The 17,074-nt window shown below is 34.4% G+C and carries 17 protein-coding genes and 1 pseudogene; 17 read left to right on the top strand and 1 reads right to left on the bottom strand.

Translation table 11 applies throughout. The features are described from left to right. Positions 1-22 precede the first annotated feature (22 nt). Entirely contained in the window at positions 23-1,237 is a 1,215-nt protein-coding gene (locus tag C7J89_RS13065; RefSeq protein ID WP_061855479.1) for a NupC/NupG family nucleoside CNT transporter, read from the bottom strand. A 156-nt stretch (positions 1,238-1,393) separates the two neighbouring features. Here C7J89_RS13065 and C7J89_RS13060 point away from each other — a divergent pair, with 156 nt between their 5' ends. From C7J89_RS13060 to rplK, 17 genes and pseudogenes are all read left to right on the top strand, one after another. Then, entirely contained in the window at positions 1,394-1,855 is a 462-nt protein-coding gene (locus C7J89_RS13060; RefSeq protein WP_061855478.1) for a CtsR family transcriptional regulator, read from the top strand. 15 nt (positions 1,856-1,870) lie between these two features. Beyond that, the gene (locus C7J89_RS13055; protein ID WP_103294585.1) at positions 1,871-2,437 is read left to right on the top strand and encodes a UvrB/UvrC motif-containing protein; all 567 of its coding nucleotides are present in this window, start codon (positions 1,871-1,873) and stop codon (positions 2,435-2,437) included. After that, entirely contained in the window at positions 2,418-3,428 is a 1,011-nt protein-coding gene (locus tag C7J89_RS13050) for a protein arginine kinase (protein WP_103294584.1), read from the top strand. Before C7J89_RS13055 ends, C7J89_RS13050 begins: the two co-directional genes overlap by 20 nt. Before the next feature lie 12 nt (positions 3,429-3,440). Next, the gene (locus C7J89_RS13045; protein WP_061855475.1) at positions 3,441-5,903 is read left to right on the top strand and encodes an ATP-dependent Clp protease ATP-binding subunit; all 2,463 of its coding nucleotides are present in this window, start codon (positions 3,441-3,443) and stop codon (positions 5,901-5,903) included. A gap of 487 nt (positions 5,904-6,390) precedes the next feature. Then, positions 6,391-7,758 (top strand): DNA repair protein RadA, encoded by a 1,368-nt coding sequence (gene radA, locus C7J89_RS13040; RefSeq protein ID WP_103294583.1) that lies wholly within the window; start codon positions 6,391-6,393, stop codon positions 7,756-7,758. 74 nt (positions 7,759-7,832) lie between these two features. Beyond that, the gene (locus C7J89_RS13035; protein ID WP_061855473.1) at positions 7,833-8,897 is read left to right on the top strand and encodes a PIN/TRAM domain-containing protein; all 1,065 of its coding nucleotides are present in this window, start codon (positions 7,833-7,835) and stop codon (positions 8,895-8,897) included. Positions 8,898-9,244: 347 nt separating this feature from the next. Continuing rightward, entirely contained in the window at positions 9,245-10,699 is a 1,455-nt protein-coding gene (gene gltX, locus C7J89_RS13030) for a glutamate--tRNA ligase (protein WP_048792352.1), read from the top strand. Between the two features lie 335 nt (positions 10,700-11,034). Then, entirely contained in the window at positions 11,035-11,664 is a 630-nt protein-coding gene (gene cysE, locus C7J89_RS13025; RefSeq protein WP_061855526.1) for a serine O-acetyltransferase, read from the top strand. After that, a complete protein-coding gene (gene cysS, locus C7J89_RS13020) occupies positions 11,648-13,048 on the top strand; it encodes a cysteine--tRNA ligase (RefSeq protein ID WP_103294582.1) in 1,401 nt (466 codons plus the stop codon). The genes cysE and cysS overlap by 17 nt, the downstream gene beginning before the upstream one ends. A gap of 40 nt (positions 13,049-13,088) precedes the next feature. Then, positions 13,089-13,439: a Mini-ribonuclease 3 gene (locus tag C7J89_RS13015; protein ID WP_061855527.1), complete on the top strand. Its 351-nt coding sequence runs from the start codon at positions 13,089-13,091 to the stop codon at positions 13,437-13,439. A 4-nt stretch (positions 13,440-13,443) separates the two neighbouring features. Continuing rightward, positions 13,444-14,190: a 23S rRNA (guanosine(2251)-2'-O)-methyltransferase RlmB gene (gene rlmB, locus C7J89_RS13010; RefSeq protein ID WP_103294581.1), complete on the top strand. Its 747-nt coding sequence runs from the start codon at positions 13,444-13,446 to the stop codon at positions 14,188-14,190. Next, positions 14,190-14,717 carry an NYN domain-containing protein gene (locus C7J89_RS13005; RefSeq protein ID WP_103294580.1) on the top strand — a complete coding sequence of 176 codons (528 nt, stop codon included), beginning with the start codon at positions 14,190-14,192 and terminating at the stop codon, positions 14,715-14,717. Before rlmB ends, C7J89_RS13005 begins: the two co-directional genes overlap by 1 nt. A 68-nt stretch (positions 14,718-14,785) precedes the next feature. Beyond that, entirely contained in the window at positions 14,786-15,367 is a 582-nt protein-coding gene (locus tag C7J89_RS13000; RefSeq protein WP_103294579.1) for a sigma-70 family RNA polymerase sigma factor, read from the top strand. Positions 15,368-15,491: 124 nt separating this feature from the next. Next, positions 15,492-15,632: pseudogene (gene rpmG / locus C7J89_RS12995) on the top strand (50S ribosomal protein L33); the annotation flags it as partial. An 85-nt stretch (positions 15,633-15,717) separates the two neighbouring features. Further along, the gene (gene secE / locus C7J89_RS12990; RefSeq protein WP_048792357.1) at positions 15,718-15,897 is read left to right on the top strand and encodes a preprotein translocase subunit SecE; all 180 of its coding nucleotides are present in this window, start codon (positions 15,718-15,720) and stop codon (positions 15,895-15,897) included. Positions 15,898-15,911: 14 nt separating this feature from the next. Further along, positions 15,912-16,460, top strand: coding sequence for a transcription termination/antitermination protein NusG (gene nusG, locus C7J89_RS12985; RefSeq protein ID WP_061855468.1), 549 nt, complete (start codon positions 15,912-15,914; stop codon positions 16,458-16,460). Positions 16,461-16,639: 179 nt separating this feature from the next. Beyond that, complete coding sequence (gene rplK / locus C7J89_RS12980; protein WP_048792359.1) at positions 16,640-17,062, top strand: 50S ribosomal protein L11; 423 nt, start codon at positions 16,640-16,642, stop codon at positions 17,060-17,062. Positions 17,063-17,074 lie beyond the last annotated feature (12 nt).

Here is a 17,074-nt window from a genome sequence, read left to right as displayed (position 1 = left end):
TTATGATCACTCTTTTTAGTAATTAGATAAAGAAGCCAGCAATTGCTGCTGAAATAAATGACACTAGTGTTGCACCGAATAGTAATTTAAGACCGAAACGAGCAACCATGTCACCTTTTTCGTTGTTTAACGATTTAATAGCACCAGAAATGATACCGATAGAACTGAAGTTTGCAAATGAAACTACGAATACTGAAACGATACCTTTAGCGTGTTCGCTCATGCCAGTTGCTTTCCCTAAGCTTTGCATTGCAACGAACTCATTTGATAACAGTTTTGTCGCCATAACTGACCCAGATTGAACTGCATCTCCCCATGGTACTCCGGCTAAAAAGGCAAATGGTGCAAATACAAAACCAATTAAAGTTTGGAAATCCCAGTGAATGTGACCACCAGACACGCCAGTGAAAATTGCACTAACGACACCGTTAAGTAATGCAATAATGGCAATATAACCAATTAACATTGCGCCAACGATAACTGCTACTTTAAAACCATCTAAAATATATTCTCCTAAAACTTCGAAGAATGATTGCTTATGTGTTTCACTTTCTTGAACGATTAATTTGTCTTCTTTTTCATCAACACGATAAGGGTTAATAATTGAAGCAATAATGAAACCGCCAAATAAGTTTAATACTACTGCTGTAACAACATATTTTGGTTCAATTAATGTAAAATAAGCACCAATAATTGAAGCGGAAACCGTAGACATCGCAGAAGCAGTTAGTGTATATAAACGTTGTTTAGGTATGTATGCCAATTCTTTTTTTAATGAAATAAATACTTCTGATTGTCCGAGAATTGCTGCGGCAACAGCATTATATGATTCTAAACGTCCCATTCCATTGATTTTAGAAATTAAGAATCCTAAAACGTTAATGATTAAAGGTAAAATTTTCGTATATTGTAAAATACCAATCAGAGCAGAAATAAAGACAATTGGTAATAATACATTGAAGAAGAATGGTGGGTTTTTAGGATCTACAAATTCAAATCCACCAAAGACGAAATTAACACCTTCAGCTGCTTTTGCTAATAAATAATTGAAGCCGTCAGATATACCGCCAATAAAAGTTATACCGAATTTTGTTTTTAACAAAATAAATGCAAAAACTAATTGTATAAGTAATAGTAAGCCGACATATTTCCAACGAATATTTTTTCTATCTGAGCTAAATAGTACAGCCAGTGCCAAAAATACTACAATCCCAATCAAGCCAATGATAATGTGCATAATGTTCTCATCCCTTTATTTTTTTCTTAACATCTATAATACATTAAAAGTAATATTAGTAACATAGATAATAAAAATTTTTAAATCATATTGGTTGAAAAAGGTCAAAGTTGGTCATATAATATAGTCAAAGAAGGTCAAAAAGAGGTGATAATCATGCATAATATGTCAGACATCATAGAACAATACATTAAAAAGTTATTTGAAGACACCGATGAAGACGCTGTTGAAATACAACGTGCACATGTTGCACAACGCTTCGACTGTGTTCCTTCACAATTAAACTATGTGATTAAAACACGTTTTACTAATAAACATGGTTATGAAATAGAAAGTAAAAGAGGTGGCGGAGGATATATCCGAATCACTAAAATTGAAAATAAAGATGAAACTGGTTATATTAATCACTTACTTCAAATTATTGGTCCTTCTATTTCACAACAACAAGCGTACTATATTATAGATGGTTTATTAGAAAAGTCCTATATTACAGAAAGAGAAGCAAAAATGATTAATGCAGTCATTGATAGAGAAACTTTAAAAATGGATATTGTAGCTAGAGATATTATTCGAGCTAACATTTTAAAACGTTTACTACCAATAATTAATTACTATTAAGGCGAGGTGATAACCGTGTTATGTGAAAATTGCCATTTAAATGAGGCAGAAGTAAAATTATCGGTTAAAGGCCAAGACGGTATACAAGAAAAGTGGGTATGTTCAACATGCGCACAAGGTGGTAACCCTTGGACTCAAGATAAGCAAATAGAAAGTCATCAAGACGATATCGAAGGCGCATTCGTTGTAAAACAAATTCTGCAACACCTTGCTTCCAAACATGGTATCAACTTTGATGAAATTACTTTTAAAGAAGCAAAACGATGTCCAACTTGCCAAATGACATTAAGAGATATAGCGCATGTAGGTAAGTTTGGTTGTGCCGATTGTTATGACACATTTAAAGAAGACATTATAGATATAGTTAGACGTGTCCAAGGTGGTCAATTTGAACATACCGGTAAAACACCACACTCGTCTTATAAAAAGTTAGCATTAAAAAAGCAAATTGAAGAAAAAACAAATTATTTAAATCATTTGATAGAAGAACAAGAATTTGAACAAGCTGCAGTAGTTAGGGATGAAATTAAAGCATTAAAGACAGATAGCGAGGTGTCACGTGATGAGCGAAAAGGAAATTAATTCACATATTAGTGAATGGATGCGCGACGAAGCAGAACAACCCGTAGTAATGTCCTCAAGAATTAGACTCGCGCGTAACTTAGACAATCATGTACACCCACTCATGTATCCTTCTGAAAAAGAAGGCGAAAGAGTCATCAATGAAGTTCAAGATGCGCTTCCCGAGTTAACATTGCAAAGACTAGATACTATGGATCAGCAAAGCAAATACAAACTCGTTGCGAAACATCTTATAAGCCCTGAATTAATCAAACAACCTGCGGCAGCGGTACTGTTAAATGAAGACGAATCATTAAGTTTAATGGTTAACGAAGAAGATCATTTGCGCATTCAAGCAATGGGGAATGATTTATCGTTGCATACGTTATTTGAAAAGGCTTCTGAAGTAGATGACCAAATAGATCAAGAATTAGACATTAGTTTTGATGAAAGTTTAGGTTATTTAACAACTTGTCCAACTAATATTGGTACAGGTTTAAGAGCAAGTGTAATGCTCCATTTACCCGGACTGTCAATCATGAAACGAATGAACCGTATTGCTCAAACGATAAATCGTTTTGGATTTACGATTAGAGGTATATACGGTGAAGGTTCACAAGTTTATGGTCATATTTATCAAATTTCTAATCAATTAACTTTAGGTAAAACAGAATTAGAAATTATAGATAGCTTAGCAGAAGTAGTGCAACAAATTATTAACGAAGAATTACAAATTCGTGAACAACTCAATCGCCATAATCATGTTGAAACGTTAGATAGAGTTTATCGTGCATTAGGCGTTTTGAAATATAGTAGACTGATTTCAATGGAAGAAGCATCTTTCAGATTGAGTGAAGTGAAATTAGGTATCGATTTAGGTTATATTGAACTAGAAGACTTTAAGTTTAATGAATTAATGATAGCTATTCAATCTGCGTTTTTATTAGATAGTGAAGACGATAAATCAGTAAATGAAAAACGATCAGATATATTGAGAAAGCATATAAAATAGGAGGTCTCGTTTATGTTATTTGGAAGACTTACAGAACGTGCGCAGCGCGTATTAGCACATGCACAAGAAGAAGCAATCCGTTTAAACCATTCTAATATCGGTACGGAGCATTTGCTTTTAGGTTTAATGAAAGAACCAGAAGGCATCGCAGCAAAAGTTTTAGAGTCATTCGATATTACTGAAGAGAAAGTAATCGAAGAAGTTGAAAAACTTATCGGTCATGGCCAAGAGCAAATGGGTGCATTGCACTACACACCTAGAGCGAAAAAAGTAATCGAATTATCTATGGATGAAGCAAGAAAACTACACCACAATTTTGTCGGTACAGAGCATATCTTATTAGGTTTAATTCGTGAAAATGAAGGCGTAGCTGCTCGCGTATTTGCCAACTTAGATTTAAATATTACCAAAGCGCGTGCTCAAGTTGTTAAAGCATTAGGTAGCCCTGAAATGAATAACAAAAATGCACAAGCAAATAAATCAAATAACACACCAACGCTAGATAGTTTAGCGCGTGATTTAACAGTTATCGCAAAAGACGGTACATTAGACCCTGTAATTGGCAGAAATAGTGAAATTACTCGTGTTATCGAAGTACTTAGCCGTCGTACTAAAAACAACCCAGTATTAATTGGTGAACCTGGTGTTGGTAAAACAGCGATTGCAGAAGGATTAGCACAAGCAATCGTTAATAATGAAGTCCCTGAAACGTTGAAAAACAAACGTGTTATGTCATTAGATATGGGTACAGTAGTCGCTGGTACGAAATATCGAGGCGAATTCGAAGAACGTTTGAAAAAAGTAATGGAAGAAATTCACCAAGCTGGTAACGTCATTCTATTTATTGACGAATTGCATACACTTGTAGGCGCTGGCGGTGCAGAAGGTGCAATCGATGCTTCTAATATCTTAAAACCAGCGTTAGCTCGTGGTGAATTACAATGTATTGGTGCGACAACATTAGATGAATACCGTAAAAACATCGAAAAAGATGCGGCACTTGAACGTCGTTTCCAACCAGTTCAAGTCGACGAACCAACTGTTGAAGATACAGTAGAAATATTAAAAGGTTTACGTGATCGTTATGAAGCACATCACCGTATCAACATTTCAGATGAAGCGGTAGAAGCAGCAGTAAAATTAAGTAACCGTTATGTTTCTGATCGTTTCTTACCAGACAAAGCGATTGATTTAATTGATGAAGCAAGTTCAAAAGTAAGACTCAAAAGTCATACTACGCCACCAAACTTAAAAGAAATCGAACAACAAATTGAGCAAGTTAAAAATGAAAAAGATGCTGCAGTACATGCACAAGAATTCGAAAATGCAGCTAACTTAAGAGATAAACAGACTAAGTTAGAAAAACAATACGAAGAAGCTAACAATAATTGGAAAAACACACAAAATGGTGAAAGTACATCATTATCAGAAGAAGACATCGCAGAAGTTATTGCTGGATGGACTGGCATTCCATTAACTCGTATTAATGAAACAGAATCTCAACGTCTATTAAACTTAGAAGATTCTCTTCACGAAAGAGTTATTGGTCAAAAAGAAGCTGTTAATTCAATTAGTAAAGCTGTTAGACGTGCACGTGCCGGATTAAAAGATCCTAAACGTCCAATCGGTAGCTTTATCTTCTTAGGACCAACTGGTGTTGGTAAAACAGAATTAGCGCGTGCATTAGCTGAATCAATGTTCGGCGAAGAAGATGCGATGATTCGTGTAGACATGAGTGAATTCATGGAAAAACACGCTGTGAGTCGTTTAGTCGGAGCTCCTCCAGGCTATGTAGGTCACGATGACGGTGGTCAATTAACTGAAAAAGTTAGACGTAAACCATATTCAGTTATCCTATTTGATGAAATCGAAAAAGCACACCCTGATGTATTTAACATCTTGTTACAAGTACTTGATGATGGACATCTTACAGATACAAAAGGTCGTCGTGTAGACTTCAGAAATACAGTAATCATTATGACTTCTAACGTCGGTGCACAAGAATTACAAGACCAACGTTTTGCTGGTTTCGGTGGTGCAGCAGAAGGCCAAGCATACGAAACTATTCGTAAAACAATGTTAAAAGAACTTAAAAATGCGTTCCGCCCAGAATTCTTGAACCGTGTAGATGATACAATCGTCTTCCACAAATTAGACCAAGACGAATTGAAAGAAATTGTTACAATGATGGTTAATAAATTAACTGATCGCTTAACAGAACAAGATATTAATATCCAAGTTACTGAAAAAGCGAAAGAAAAAATTGCCGAAGAAGGATATGATCCTGAATACGGTGCAAGACCATTAATTAGAGCAATTCAAAAAACTGTCGAAGATAATTTAAGTGAATTAATCTTAGACGGAAACAAAATTGAAGGTAAAGATGTTGTTATTGATCATGATGGTGAAGAATTTAAATACGACATCAAAAAACGTAAAAAAGCTAGCAAAACTAAAGAAACAACAGAGTCATAATATGTAAAAAATGGACAGACTTAAATGAATATACGCTTCATTTAACCTTTCCAAATTAAGTATTATGATGAGGTAGAAAGTATTGAATTTAAGAGTCTGAGACACGATAGTGTCTTCAGGCTCTATTTTTATATGGGCAGTAAATGACTGAATTGAAAATATGCTTGTACTAAACTTCTTTTAACGCTAGTTATCTTTGCTTGGGCGAGATTATAAAATCCTATTATAAAATTAAGACTGTTGTTCATATCCTTATTCATTTGTATAAAAAAGTGTTTGCAATAACTCGTGATTTCCGAATATGCTATTATTAATAAAATTATTTTAAAGATCAAAATATAAATAAATAGAACTATCTTTTATGAATTAATTGTGTATACATTAGAAAGTGCTGATATGATTTTTAAAAGGAATTGTATTTTGATTTGTCTTTAAAGAAAGAGAAGTATAAAATAGATTTGTTCTATATAAAGTTGGAGGTGCAAATTTGGCCAAAAAGAAAGTAATATATGAATGTATGGCATGTGGCTATCAATCTCCGAAATGGATGGGAAAATGTCCGAACTGCGGTGCATGGAATCAAATGGAAGAGAGTATAGCACAGAAAGAAAGCAGTCCGAAGCATGGTGTGCGAAGCAAGGCAACATCATCTAAAGTGCAAAAGTTAAATGAGGTTCGCCATGAAACGACACCTAGAATTAAAAGTAAATCAGATGAATTTAATAGAGTGCTCGGTGGCGGTGTGGTTAGTGGCTCATTAGTATTGATTGGTGGGGACCCAGGTATAGGGAAATCCACTTTATTATTACAAATCTGTGCTGCCTTATCTCAAGACTATAATATTTTATACATAACAGGTGAAGAATCTCTAAATCAAACGAAGTTAAGAGCCGAACGATTAGAGGAGGATTCTAGTCAGTTAAATGTATTTGCAGAAACAGATTTAGAAATTATTCATGAAACGGTAAAACAAATCCAACCAGATATGATTGTTGTGGACTCGATTCAAACAATATTTCATCCGGAAATCAGTTCTGCGCCGGGTTCAGTGTCTCAAGTTAGAGAAAGTACCCAAAGTCTTATGAATATTGCTAAACAAATGAATATTGCTACATTTATCGTTGGCCATGTGACGAAGGAAGGGCAAATTGCCGGCCCACGTTTACTTGAACATATGGTTGATACGGTATTATATTTTGAAGGCGATGAACACCATGCTTATCGTATTTTAAGAGCCGTGAAAAACCGTTTTGGTTCTACGAACGAAATGGGTATTTTTGAAATGAAACAGAGCGGGTTGAAAGGTGTCAAAAATCCTTCTGAAATGTTTTTAGAAGAACGTTCGACAAATGTACCCGGTTCTACGATTGTATCAACTATGGAAGGGACTAGACCTTTATTGATAGAAGTACAAGCTTTAGTCACTCCAACTACTTTTAACAATCCTAGACGAATGGCTACAGGTATCGATCATAATCGCTTAAGTTTATTGATGGCTGTATTAGAGAAAAAAGAAAACTATTTATTACAGCAACAAGACGCATATATTAAAGTTGCTGGTGGGGTGCGTTTAACAGAGCCTGCAGTTGACCTAGGTATTATAATAGCTACAGCATCAAGTTTTAAAGATAAAGCTGTAGATGGGTTGGACTGTTTTATAGGCGAGGTTGGACTAACTGGTGAAGTGCGACGCGTTTCTAGAATAGAACAACGCGTACAAGAAGCGGCTAAACTAGGATTTAAAAAAGTTATTATACCCGAAACGAATATCGGTGGTTGGACATTCCCAGATAACATAAAAGTGGTAGGCGTAAAAAGTGTCCACGAAGCTTTAAAACATGCTTTAAAAAACTAAGATAAATTAAACAAAATGAGTCGATTCATAACGATATAGATGGATGAACATTTTGCAGAAAGGAGATTACTAGTGTGAATATGGTAAAATTCATTGTAATCTTGTGCTATATCATATTAGGTGCAAGTTTAGGTGTATATTTTATTCCGGCCATCACTACTGATGCTGGTTTAGGAGATATAGCATTATTAACAAATAGCTATTTTACTGGTCTCATTGGTATTATTTTGTTCTTTTTAATTTTTGGGTGGTTTATTAATAAAATCACTTTAGGAATGAAAGAATTAGAGCGAACTTTTATGCGTCAAAGCGCGGTGGAAATATTATTTGCGACGATTGGACTTATTATCGGTCTGTTAATTTCAGTAATGATATCATTTATTTTTCAAATTATCGGGAATAATGTCTTAAATCATTTTGTGCCAATTATTATTACTATTGTTTTAGGCTATTTAGGTTTCCAATTCGGATTAAAAAAACGTGATGAAATGTTGCTGTTTTTACCTGAAAATATGGCGCGTTCAATGTCGATTAATGCAAGAAATGCGGTGCCTAAAATTATTGATACAAGTGCGATTATAGATGGGCGAATTGTAGATATAATTAAATGTGGTTTTATAGATGGTGAAATTTTAATTCCACAAGGCGTTATTAATGAACTTCAAATTGTAGCCGATGCGAATGATAGCGTTAAACGTGAAAAAGGACAACGCGGTTTGGATATTTTAAATGAACTGTATGATACAGATCATCCGACAAGAATTATTCATCCTACAAAAACACATAGTGATATTGACGCGATGTTAATCAAATTAGCACAACATTATAGAGCCCATGTGATAACAACAGATTTTAATTTAAACAAAGTCTGTCATGTGCAAGGTATACAAGCATTAAACGTTAATGATTTATCTGAAGCAATCAAGCCAAATGTACATCAAGGCGATCGCTTTAGCCTATTGTTAACTAAAATGGGTAAAGAATCTGGCCAAGCGGTAGGTTACTTAGATGATGGAACAATGGTCGTTGTGGATAATGCTAAAAAGCATATTGGCGAACATATTGATTTAGAAGTTATTAGCTTATTACAAACATCATCAGGTAGAATTATTTTTGCGAAGAAATTAGATACAGTTTAAATATAAGGTTTCATATAAAAAGTTGTTGTTACGATAATTTTTTATATGAAATCTTATTTTTATTTAAGAATGAAGCATGTTGTTATCAAAAATAGGTGCGACGTGCTACAATGGATAGCGAAAAATTGCTACTTATTTTGTTTAAAGTTCAATTGAAGTATTTAACCTATGTTTTATAGAAAAGAGTTAAGCAAAATGAGTTCAGCTATGGTATTATTAATTAGAAAAATATTAAAGGTCTGCATTGTTAATATTATAAAGTAATAAATATTAATTTGAGTTGATACGCAAGTTTCAACTTTTTTGATGCGCCGTGAAACAGAAAAAGTTAAATTGGAGTGAACATAATGAGCGATCGTGTAAGAGTTAGATACGCACCTAGCCCAACAGGTTATTTGCATATTGGTAATGCTAGAACAGCATTATTTAACTATTTATTTGCCAAACATTATGATGGAGATTTTGTTATCCGTATTGAAGATACAGATAGTAAACGTAATTTAGAAGACGGAGAATCTTCTCAATTTGAAAACTTAAAATGGTTAGGCATTGAATGGGACGAATCAATCGATAAAGATAAAGGATACGGACCATACCGTCAGTCTGAGCGTGCTGAAATCTACAACCCATTAATTCAACAATTATTAGACGAAGATAAAGCTTACAAATGCTACATGACTGAAGATGAGTTAGAAGCTGAACGTGAAGAACAAATCGCACGCGGTGAAATGCCTAGATATGGTGGTAAACATGCACATTTAACTGAAGAAGAACGTCAACAATTTGAAGCTGAAGGGCGTAAACCATCTATCCGTTTCAGAGTTCCAAAAGATACTACATTTAAATTTGACGACATGGTTAAAGGCGAAATTTCATTCGATTCAAATAATATGGGTGACTGGGTAATCGTTAAAAAAGATGGTGTCCCAACATACAACTTTGCAGTAGCAATCGATGACCATTATATGGAAATCTCTGATGTTATTCGTGGTGATGACCATATTTCAAACACACCAAAACAAATTATGATATATGAAACATTCGGTTGGGAACCTCCACGTTTTGCGCATATGTCTTTAATTGTTAATGAAGAACGTAAAAAATTAAGTAAACGTGATGGTCAAATACTACAATTTATTGAGCAATATCGTGATTTAGGATATTTACCTGAAGCGCTATTTAACTTTATAACATTATTAGGTTGGTCTCCAGAAGGCGAAGACGAAATCTATTCTAAAGAAGAATTCATTAAAATATTCGATGAAAAACGTTTATCAAAATCACCTGCTTTCTTTGATAAACAAAAGCTAGCATGGATTAATAACCAATACATGAAACAAAAAGATGCTGAAACAGTATTCGAACTTGCTTTACCACATTTAATTAAAGCTGAATTATTACCAGAAAATCCTTCTGAAGCTGATTTAGATTGGGGACGTAAGTTAGTTGCGTTATACCAAAAAGAAATGAGTTATGCAGGTGAAATTGTACCGTTATCAGAAATTTTCTTCCGTGATGAACAAGCTTTAGGTAAAGATGAGCAAGAAATTTTAGACGGTGAACAAGTTCCAGAATTAATCAACCACTTATACGGTAAATTAGAAGCTTTAGAACCATTTGAAGCGGCAGAAATTAAAAAGACTATTAAAGAAGTACAAAAAGAAACTGGTATTAAAGGCAAACAATTGTTTATGCCTATCCGAGTTGCGGTAACTGGACAAATGCATGGACCAGAATTACCAAATACGATTGAAGTGCTTGGTAAAGACAAAGTTTTAACAAGACTTAAAAAATATTTATAATAATTACAAAGTAGTACGTGTTGTAACTTGAAAATTTACAACAAACCACTTATGATTAATGTTGAATAGCAGAGGATTAGTAAATAATTGGCAGTGTTAAGAGAGTGTGCGGTTGCTGCGAGTACATCACTGCGATTATGGAATGCACCTTTGTGTCTTTATAATTAAATAAGATAAATGAGCGTATACTAGTTAACAGTTTGAATTTTTAAAGTTATTCAAGCCATCACTATTATAAAAAAGAGTGGAACCGTGCAAAAGCACCTCTAACATAAATTGTTAGGGTGCTTTTTTTAGTAGGGAGGAAATATACCTTGTTTAAAGTAATAAAACGAATGAAAGACGATATTAATATGGTGTTTGAGCAAGATCCCGCAGCAAAAACGACATTTGAAGTTGTGACGTCGTATGCTGGATTACATGCGATATGGAGTCATTTAATAGCACATGAATTATACAAAAAGAAGAAATATGTCATCGCTAGACTTATTTCTCAAGTAGCGCGTTTCTTCACGGGTATCGAAATTCACCCAGGTGCAGAAATAGGGAAACGTCTATTTATCGACCATGGTATGGGTGTAGTTATCGGAGAAACATGTCGAATTGGTAATAATGTCACTATTTATCAAGGTGTCACTTTAGGTGGTACTGGTAAAGAAAAAGGAAAAAGACATCCTGATATTGGAGACAATGTATTGATTGCAGCAGGTGCGAAGGTTTTAGGTAATATCCAAATTGATTCTGATGTAAATATTGGTGCTAATTCTGTAGTTTTAACTTCAGTGCCTAGTTATTCAACAGTAGTAGGTATTCCGGGTCATATCGTTAAGCAAGATGGCAAACGTATTGGTAAAACATTTGATCATTTAAATTTACCAGACCCTATTTATGAACAAATGAAAGAATTAGAGCGACAGTTAGAGAAAACAAGAAACGGAGAGATACAAGATGATTACATTATATAATACACTTACGCGTCAAAAAGAGACGTTTGAGCCTATTGAGCCGGGCAAAGTTAAAATGTACGTTTGTGGGCCAACGGTTTATAACTATATTCATATAGGGAATGCACGCCCAGCCATTGTTTATGATGTTGTACGTAGATATTTTGAATACCAAGGCTATGAAGTGATTTATGTATCTAACTTTACGGACGTTGACGACAAATTAATCAATCGTTCTAAAGAATTAAATGAATCTGTTGAAACAATTGCTGAACGCTATATTAATGCTTTCTATGAAGATACTGGTGCATTGAATGTAAGAAGAGCAACTTCTAACCCACGAGTGATGAATCATATGGATGATATTATTCAATTTATTCAAGATTTAGTAGACGAAGGATACGCTTATGTTAGTGGTGGAGATGTCTATTACAGAACACGTAAATTCGAAGACTATGGTAAATTAAGTCACCAGTCTTTAAATGATTTGAAAGTTGGCGCGCGTATTGAGCAAGGTGAACATAAAGAGGACGCATTAGACTTCACTTTATGGAAAGCTGCAAAAGAAGGCGAAATAAGTTGGGATAGTCCATTTGGTAAAGGTCGTCCGGGTTGGCATATTGAGTGTTCAGTTATGGCTTATAAAGAACTTGGCGCTACGATGGATATTCACGCAGGTGGTACAGATTTACAATTCCCTCACCATGAAAATGAGATTGCGCAATCTGAAGCACATAATCATGCCACATTTGCTAATTACTGGATGCACAATGGCTTTATTAATATCGATAACGAAAAGATGAGTAAGTCGTTAGGCAATTTTGTACTTGTACATGACATTATTAAAGAAATTGACCCTGATGTGTTACGTTTCTTTATGATTAGCGTACACTACCGTAGTCCTATTAACTATAATATGGAATTAGTTAACGCAGCGAAAAACGGATTAGAACGTATACGTAATAGTTACAAAGCTATAATAGAACGTGCAGAGATAGCTACTGACGTAACAGATCAAACTGAGTATATTACAGAAATCAATAAGATATTAGCTCAATTTGAAGAAGTTATGAATGATGATTTTAATACGGCTAATGCGATTACTGCTTGGTTCGAATTAACAAAACTAGCTAATAAATTTGTATTAGAGAACACAACATCATTAGCAGTGCTTGAAAGATTTAAAGACGTTTATCAAATATTTAGCGATGTACTCGGCGTACCACTTGTTGGACAAGAAGCGGAAGTCTTATTAGATGAAGATATCGAAGCGCTTATTGAGGAACGTAATGAGGCTAGAAAAAATAAAGACTTCGCAAGAGCTGATGAAATACGTGATTCACTCAAAGAACAAAACATCATTTTAGAAGATACGCCTCAAGGTGTGAGGTTTAAACGTGGATAAAGCCAATGCGAAATTGTTAAATCCGTTAACTTTAGCTTATATGGGTGATGCCGTTCTAGATCAACATGTACGTACTTACATTGTTTTGAAACTTAAAAGTAAACCTAATAAATTACACCAGCTTTCTAAAACTTATGTATCAGCTAAAAGCCAGGCGCAAACTTTGGAAACACTTATGACAATGGAATGGTTTACTGAAGAAGAATTAGATATTGTTAGACGTGGTCGTAATGCTAAAAGTTATACTAAGGCGAAGAATACAGATATTCAAACTTATAAAAAAAGTACAGCTTTAGAAGCGATAATTGGCTACTTATATTTAGAGAGTCATAACGAAAGATTAGAGCAATTATTAACAACAATAGTAAATATAGTTGATGAAAGGGCGTAATAATTTGGAAGACATTGTCATCGTTGGTCGTCATGCCGTTAAAGAAGCTATTGTCTCAGGACACACTATAAATAAAATTTTGATTCAAGAAGGCGTTAAAAAGCAACAATTGAGTGAGATTTTAAAAAAAGCAAAAAACGATAAACTTATAGTTCAAACTGTACCGAAATCTAAATTGGATAATCTAGCAGATGCACCTCACCAAGGTGTTGCGGCACTAGTAGCACCTTATGAATATGCTGATTTCGATAACTTTTTAACAGAACAACAAAATAAAGAACAATTATCGACAGTACTTATATTAGATGGACTAGAAGATCCTCATAATTTAGGGTCAATTATACGTACTGCTGACGCTTCAGGTATTGATGGAATAATTATTCCTAAACGTCGTTCCGTTGCGCTAACACAAACCGTAGTGAAAGCAAGTACTGGTGCTATTCAACACGTTCCCGTTATGCGTGTAACAAATCTAGCTCAAACAATTGAAACATTGAAAGAAAAAGGCTATTGGGTTGCTGGTGCAGAAGCGGATAATGCGACGGATTATCGTCAATTAGATGCCGGTATGCCATTAGCCATCGTCATTGGTAGTGAAGGTCAAGGAATGAGTAGACTCGTAAAAGATAAATGCGATTTTTATATCAAGATTCCTATGGTAGGCCATGTAAATAGCTTGAATGCGTCTGTAGCGGCTAGTTTAATGATGTATGAGGTTTATCGTAAGCGGAATCAGATAGGAGATAACTAATGAAGTCTCGTTATTTAATCATTGATGGTTATAACATGATTGGGCAGTCTACTGAATTGAGTAAACTTTCCCAAGAGAACTTAGAAGAAGCTCGTGAAAGCCTGCTCACTACCATTGCTAATTATAGTGCTGTAATTGCCGATGAAGTATTATGTGTGTTTGACGCTTATGAACAGTCAGGCATGCAAACTGAATATATGTATCATGGCGTTAAAGTCGTTTTTACGAAAGAAAAAGAAACAGCAGATAGCTATATCGAAAAGTATGTGTATGATTTATACGATAAATACACCACTCATATTACAGTAGTGACGAGTGATATGAGCGAACAACATGCCATATTTGGAACAGGTGCCTATAGAATTTCCTCTAGAGAAATGTGGCGAGATTTAAAAGAGAGCGAAGTAACAATTTCTAAATCGCTTGATGGTTTTAAAGAACGCAAGCCACGTACGCGAATCGAACTCTCGAATGATATATTGGAAGAATTCGAGAAAATTAGACGTGGCGACCGTAAAAAAGACTGATTTAGCATTATTGATTTAGCGTATGAATCTATGTATGATGTCTATACTTTTAAGAAAGGACATTACATATGATTCGTAATAAAACAACTAAAGACTATGAGCAGCTAAGTCAGTTACGTATTGATGATTGTATAGATTTAGAACAGTACTTAAATAAGATGGAACCTAAGATTAGACAAAGACTAAATCACTACGCAATTGATTGTCATGCACAAGATGATTTATATCAAGAAGTGGTAGTTAAAATCTTTTTAGCTATAAGTAAATTTGACTTCCGTCGATCAACGCCGTTTGAACATTATATTAATAAAATAGTGAAGTCAGTAAAATATGATTATTTGCGTAAACGGATAAATTTGAATCATAAACAAGAAATGCTAATTAATGAATATAAAGTAGAATATAATTATTTCAAATACTATCATTTAGTGGAACAGCAGGTATTAAAAAATGAAATAGCAGAACAAATCGAGCAAAGTTTATCAATACTAAGTGATTTTGAATGTGTGGTTGTTACGTTTCTATTGCAAGGATACACACCACAAGAAATGGCTCGGAAATTAAATGTTAACAATAAAAATATTTATAATGCCATACAACGTTGTAAAATAAAACTCCGCAAAAAATTAACGTTACATAAGGATAATTAAGTAGCACAAACGATGATAAAAAAGCGTATCTTACCTCGTCTGCGAAGTAGTTGAGGTTTGACATTTATTATGCTATTTATGTATAGTATACTGGTATTATAATGAATAAGGTGAAGTCTAGTGAAAAAAAGTACCGCTTAGTTGTGAAGAATGTGGTAACCGAAATTACAACGTTCCAAAGCAAAATGATTCTACGATAAGGCTAACTTTAAAAAAGTATTGTCCTAGATGTAATGCGCATACTGTGCACAAAGAATCTAAATAAAATTGGAATGTTTTTATCTACTTAGTTTAATAAATAGCGCAGTTAGATGATGATTTAAGATTGAATTGAGATGGAGGTCTGTAATATGGCTAAAAAAGAAAATTTCTTCCAAGGCGTTAAGTCAGAGATGGAAAAAACAAGTTGGCCTACAAAAGAAGAATTGTTTAAATACACAGTTATTGTAGTAGCAACAGTAGTATTCTTCTTAGCTTTCTTCTATGCCTTAGATTTAGGAATTGGCAGAATCATAGAAATAATTAAATAATAAGGAGTGACGACATGTCTGAAGAAGTTGGCGCAAAGCATTGGTATGCAGTGCATACGTATTCTGGATATGAAAATAAAGTTAAAAAGAATTTAGAGAAACGTGTAGAATCTATGAATATGACAGAACAAATTTTTAGAGTTGTCATACCAGAAGAAGAAGAAACACAAGTGAAAGATGGTAAAGCAAAAACATTAACTAAAAAAACATTCCCTGGTTATGTGTTAGTTGAATTAGTAATGACTGACGAATCATGGTATGTAGTAAGAAATACACCAGGAGTAACTGGGTTTGTCGGTTCTGCTGGATCAGGTTCTAAACCGAATCCATTATTACCTGATGAAGTGCGCTACATTTTAAAACAAATGGGCTTAAAAGAAAAAACTATCGATGTAGAAGTTGAAGTCGGTGAACAAGTAACTATCAAATCTGGACCTTTTGCTAATCAAGTAGGTGAGGTTCAAGAAATTGAAGCCGATAAATTCAAACTTACAGTGTTAGTAGACATGTTTGGTAGAGAAACTCCTGTCGAAGTAGAATTTGATCAAATCGAAAAATTATAATAAAACAAATCATAACATCAGCTGGAAATTAGCAAAAATACTATTGCTTTCTATTCTTAGTTGATGTTATAATACTGTGGTCGCGCTTAAGAGCGTTTCATTTCGTCACGAAATGTTGAAGAGTGGGAGGGCAAAACTTAGTCCTATGACCACATCACGATATCAAGGAGGTGCACATCGTGGCTAAAAAAGTAGAAAAAGTAGTTAAATTACAAATTCCTGCAGGTAAAGCAAATCCAGCACCACCAGTTGGACCAGCATTAGGTCAAGCAGGTGTGAACATTATGGGATTCTGTAAGGAATTCAACGCACGTACTCAAGAGGATGCAGGTTTAATCATTCCAGTAGAAATCAGTGTATATGAAGATCGTTCATTTACATTCGTTACTAAAACACCACCTGCGCCAGTACTACTTAAAAAAGCAGCTGGAGTTGAAAAAGGTTCAGGCGAACCAAACAAAAACAAAGTTGCTTCAGTAACTAAAGATCAAGTACGCGAAATTGCTAACACTAAAATGCAAGACTTAAACGCTGCAGACGAAGAAGCAGCAATGCGTATTATCGAAGGTACTGCTCGTAGTATGGGTATAACTGTAGACTAATAACATTGATAT

It is taken from the genome of Staphylococcus kloosii (assembly GCF_003019255.1).
GTDB lineage: Bacteria > Bacillota > Bacilli > Staphylococcales > Staphylococcaceae > Staphylococcus > Staphylococcus kloosii.
The sequence above is the reverse complement of the archived record's forward strand: the minus strand, read 5'-3'. Positions and strand labels throughout refer to the sequence as shown.

What these genes read in the sequence shown, in the direction of transcription:
- C7J89_RS13050 (WP_103294584.1), top strand. Translation starts at nt 2,418, where the DNA reads ATGAGCGAAAAGGAAATTAATTCACATATTAGTGAATGGATGCGCGAC.
- secE (WP_048792357.1), top strand. Translation starts at nt 15,718, where the DNA reads ATGGCTAAAAAAGAAAATTTCTTCCAAGGCGTTAAGTCAGAGATGGAA.
- gltX (WP_048792352.1), top strand. Translation starts at nt 9,245, where the DNA reads ATGAGCGATCGTGTAAGAGTTAGATACGCACCTAGCCCAACAGGTTAT.
- cysE (WP_061855526.1), top strand. Translation starts at nt 11,035, where the DNA reads ATGAAAGACGATATTAATATGGTGTTTGAGCAAGATCCCGCAGCAAAA.
- nusG (WP_061855468.1), top strand. Translation starts at nt 15,912, where the DNA reads ATGTCTGAAGAAGTTGGCGCAAAGCATTGGTATGCAGTGCATACGTAT.
- C7J89_RS13015 (WP_061855527.1), top strand. Translation starts at nt 13,089, where the DNA reads ATGGGTGATGCCGTTCTAGATCAACATGTACGTACTTACATTGTTTTG.
- C7J89_RS13065 (WP_061855479.1), bottom strand. Translation starts at nt 1,237, where the DNA reads ATGCACATTATCATTGGCTTGATTGGGATTGTAGTATTTTTGGCACTG.
- C7J89_RS13045 (WP_061855475.1), top strand. Translation starts at nt 3,441, where the DNA reads ATGTTATTTGGAAGACTTACAGAACGTGCGCAGCGCGTATTAGCACAT.
- C7J89_RS13005 (WP_103294580.1), top strand. Translation starts at nt 14,190, where the DNA reads ATGAAGTCTCGTTATTTAATCATTGATGGTTATAACATGATTGGGCAG.
- cysS (WP_103294582.1), top strand. Translation starts at nt 11,648, where the DNA reads ATGATTACATTATATAATACACTTACGCGTCAAAAAGAGACGTTTGAG.
- C7J89_RS13000 (WP_103294579.1), top strand. Translation starts at nt 14,786, where the DNA reads ATGATTCGTAATAAAACAACTAAAGACTATGAGCAGCTAAGTCAGTTA.
- C7J89_RS13060 (WP_061855478.1), top strand. Translation starts at nt 1,394, where the DNA reads ATGCATAATATGTCAGACATCATAGAACAATACATTAAAAAGTTATTT.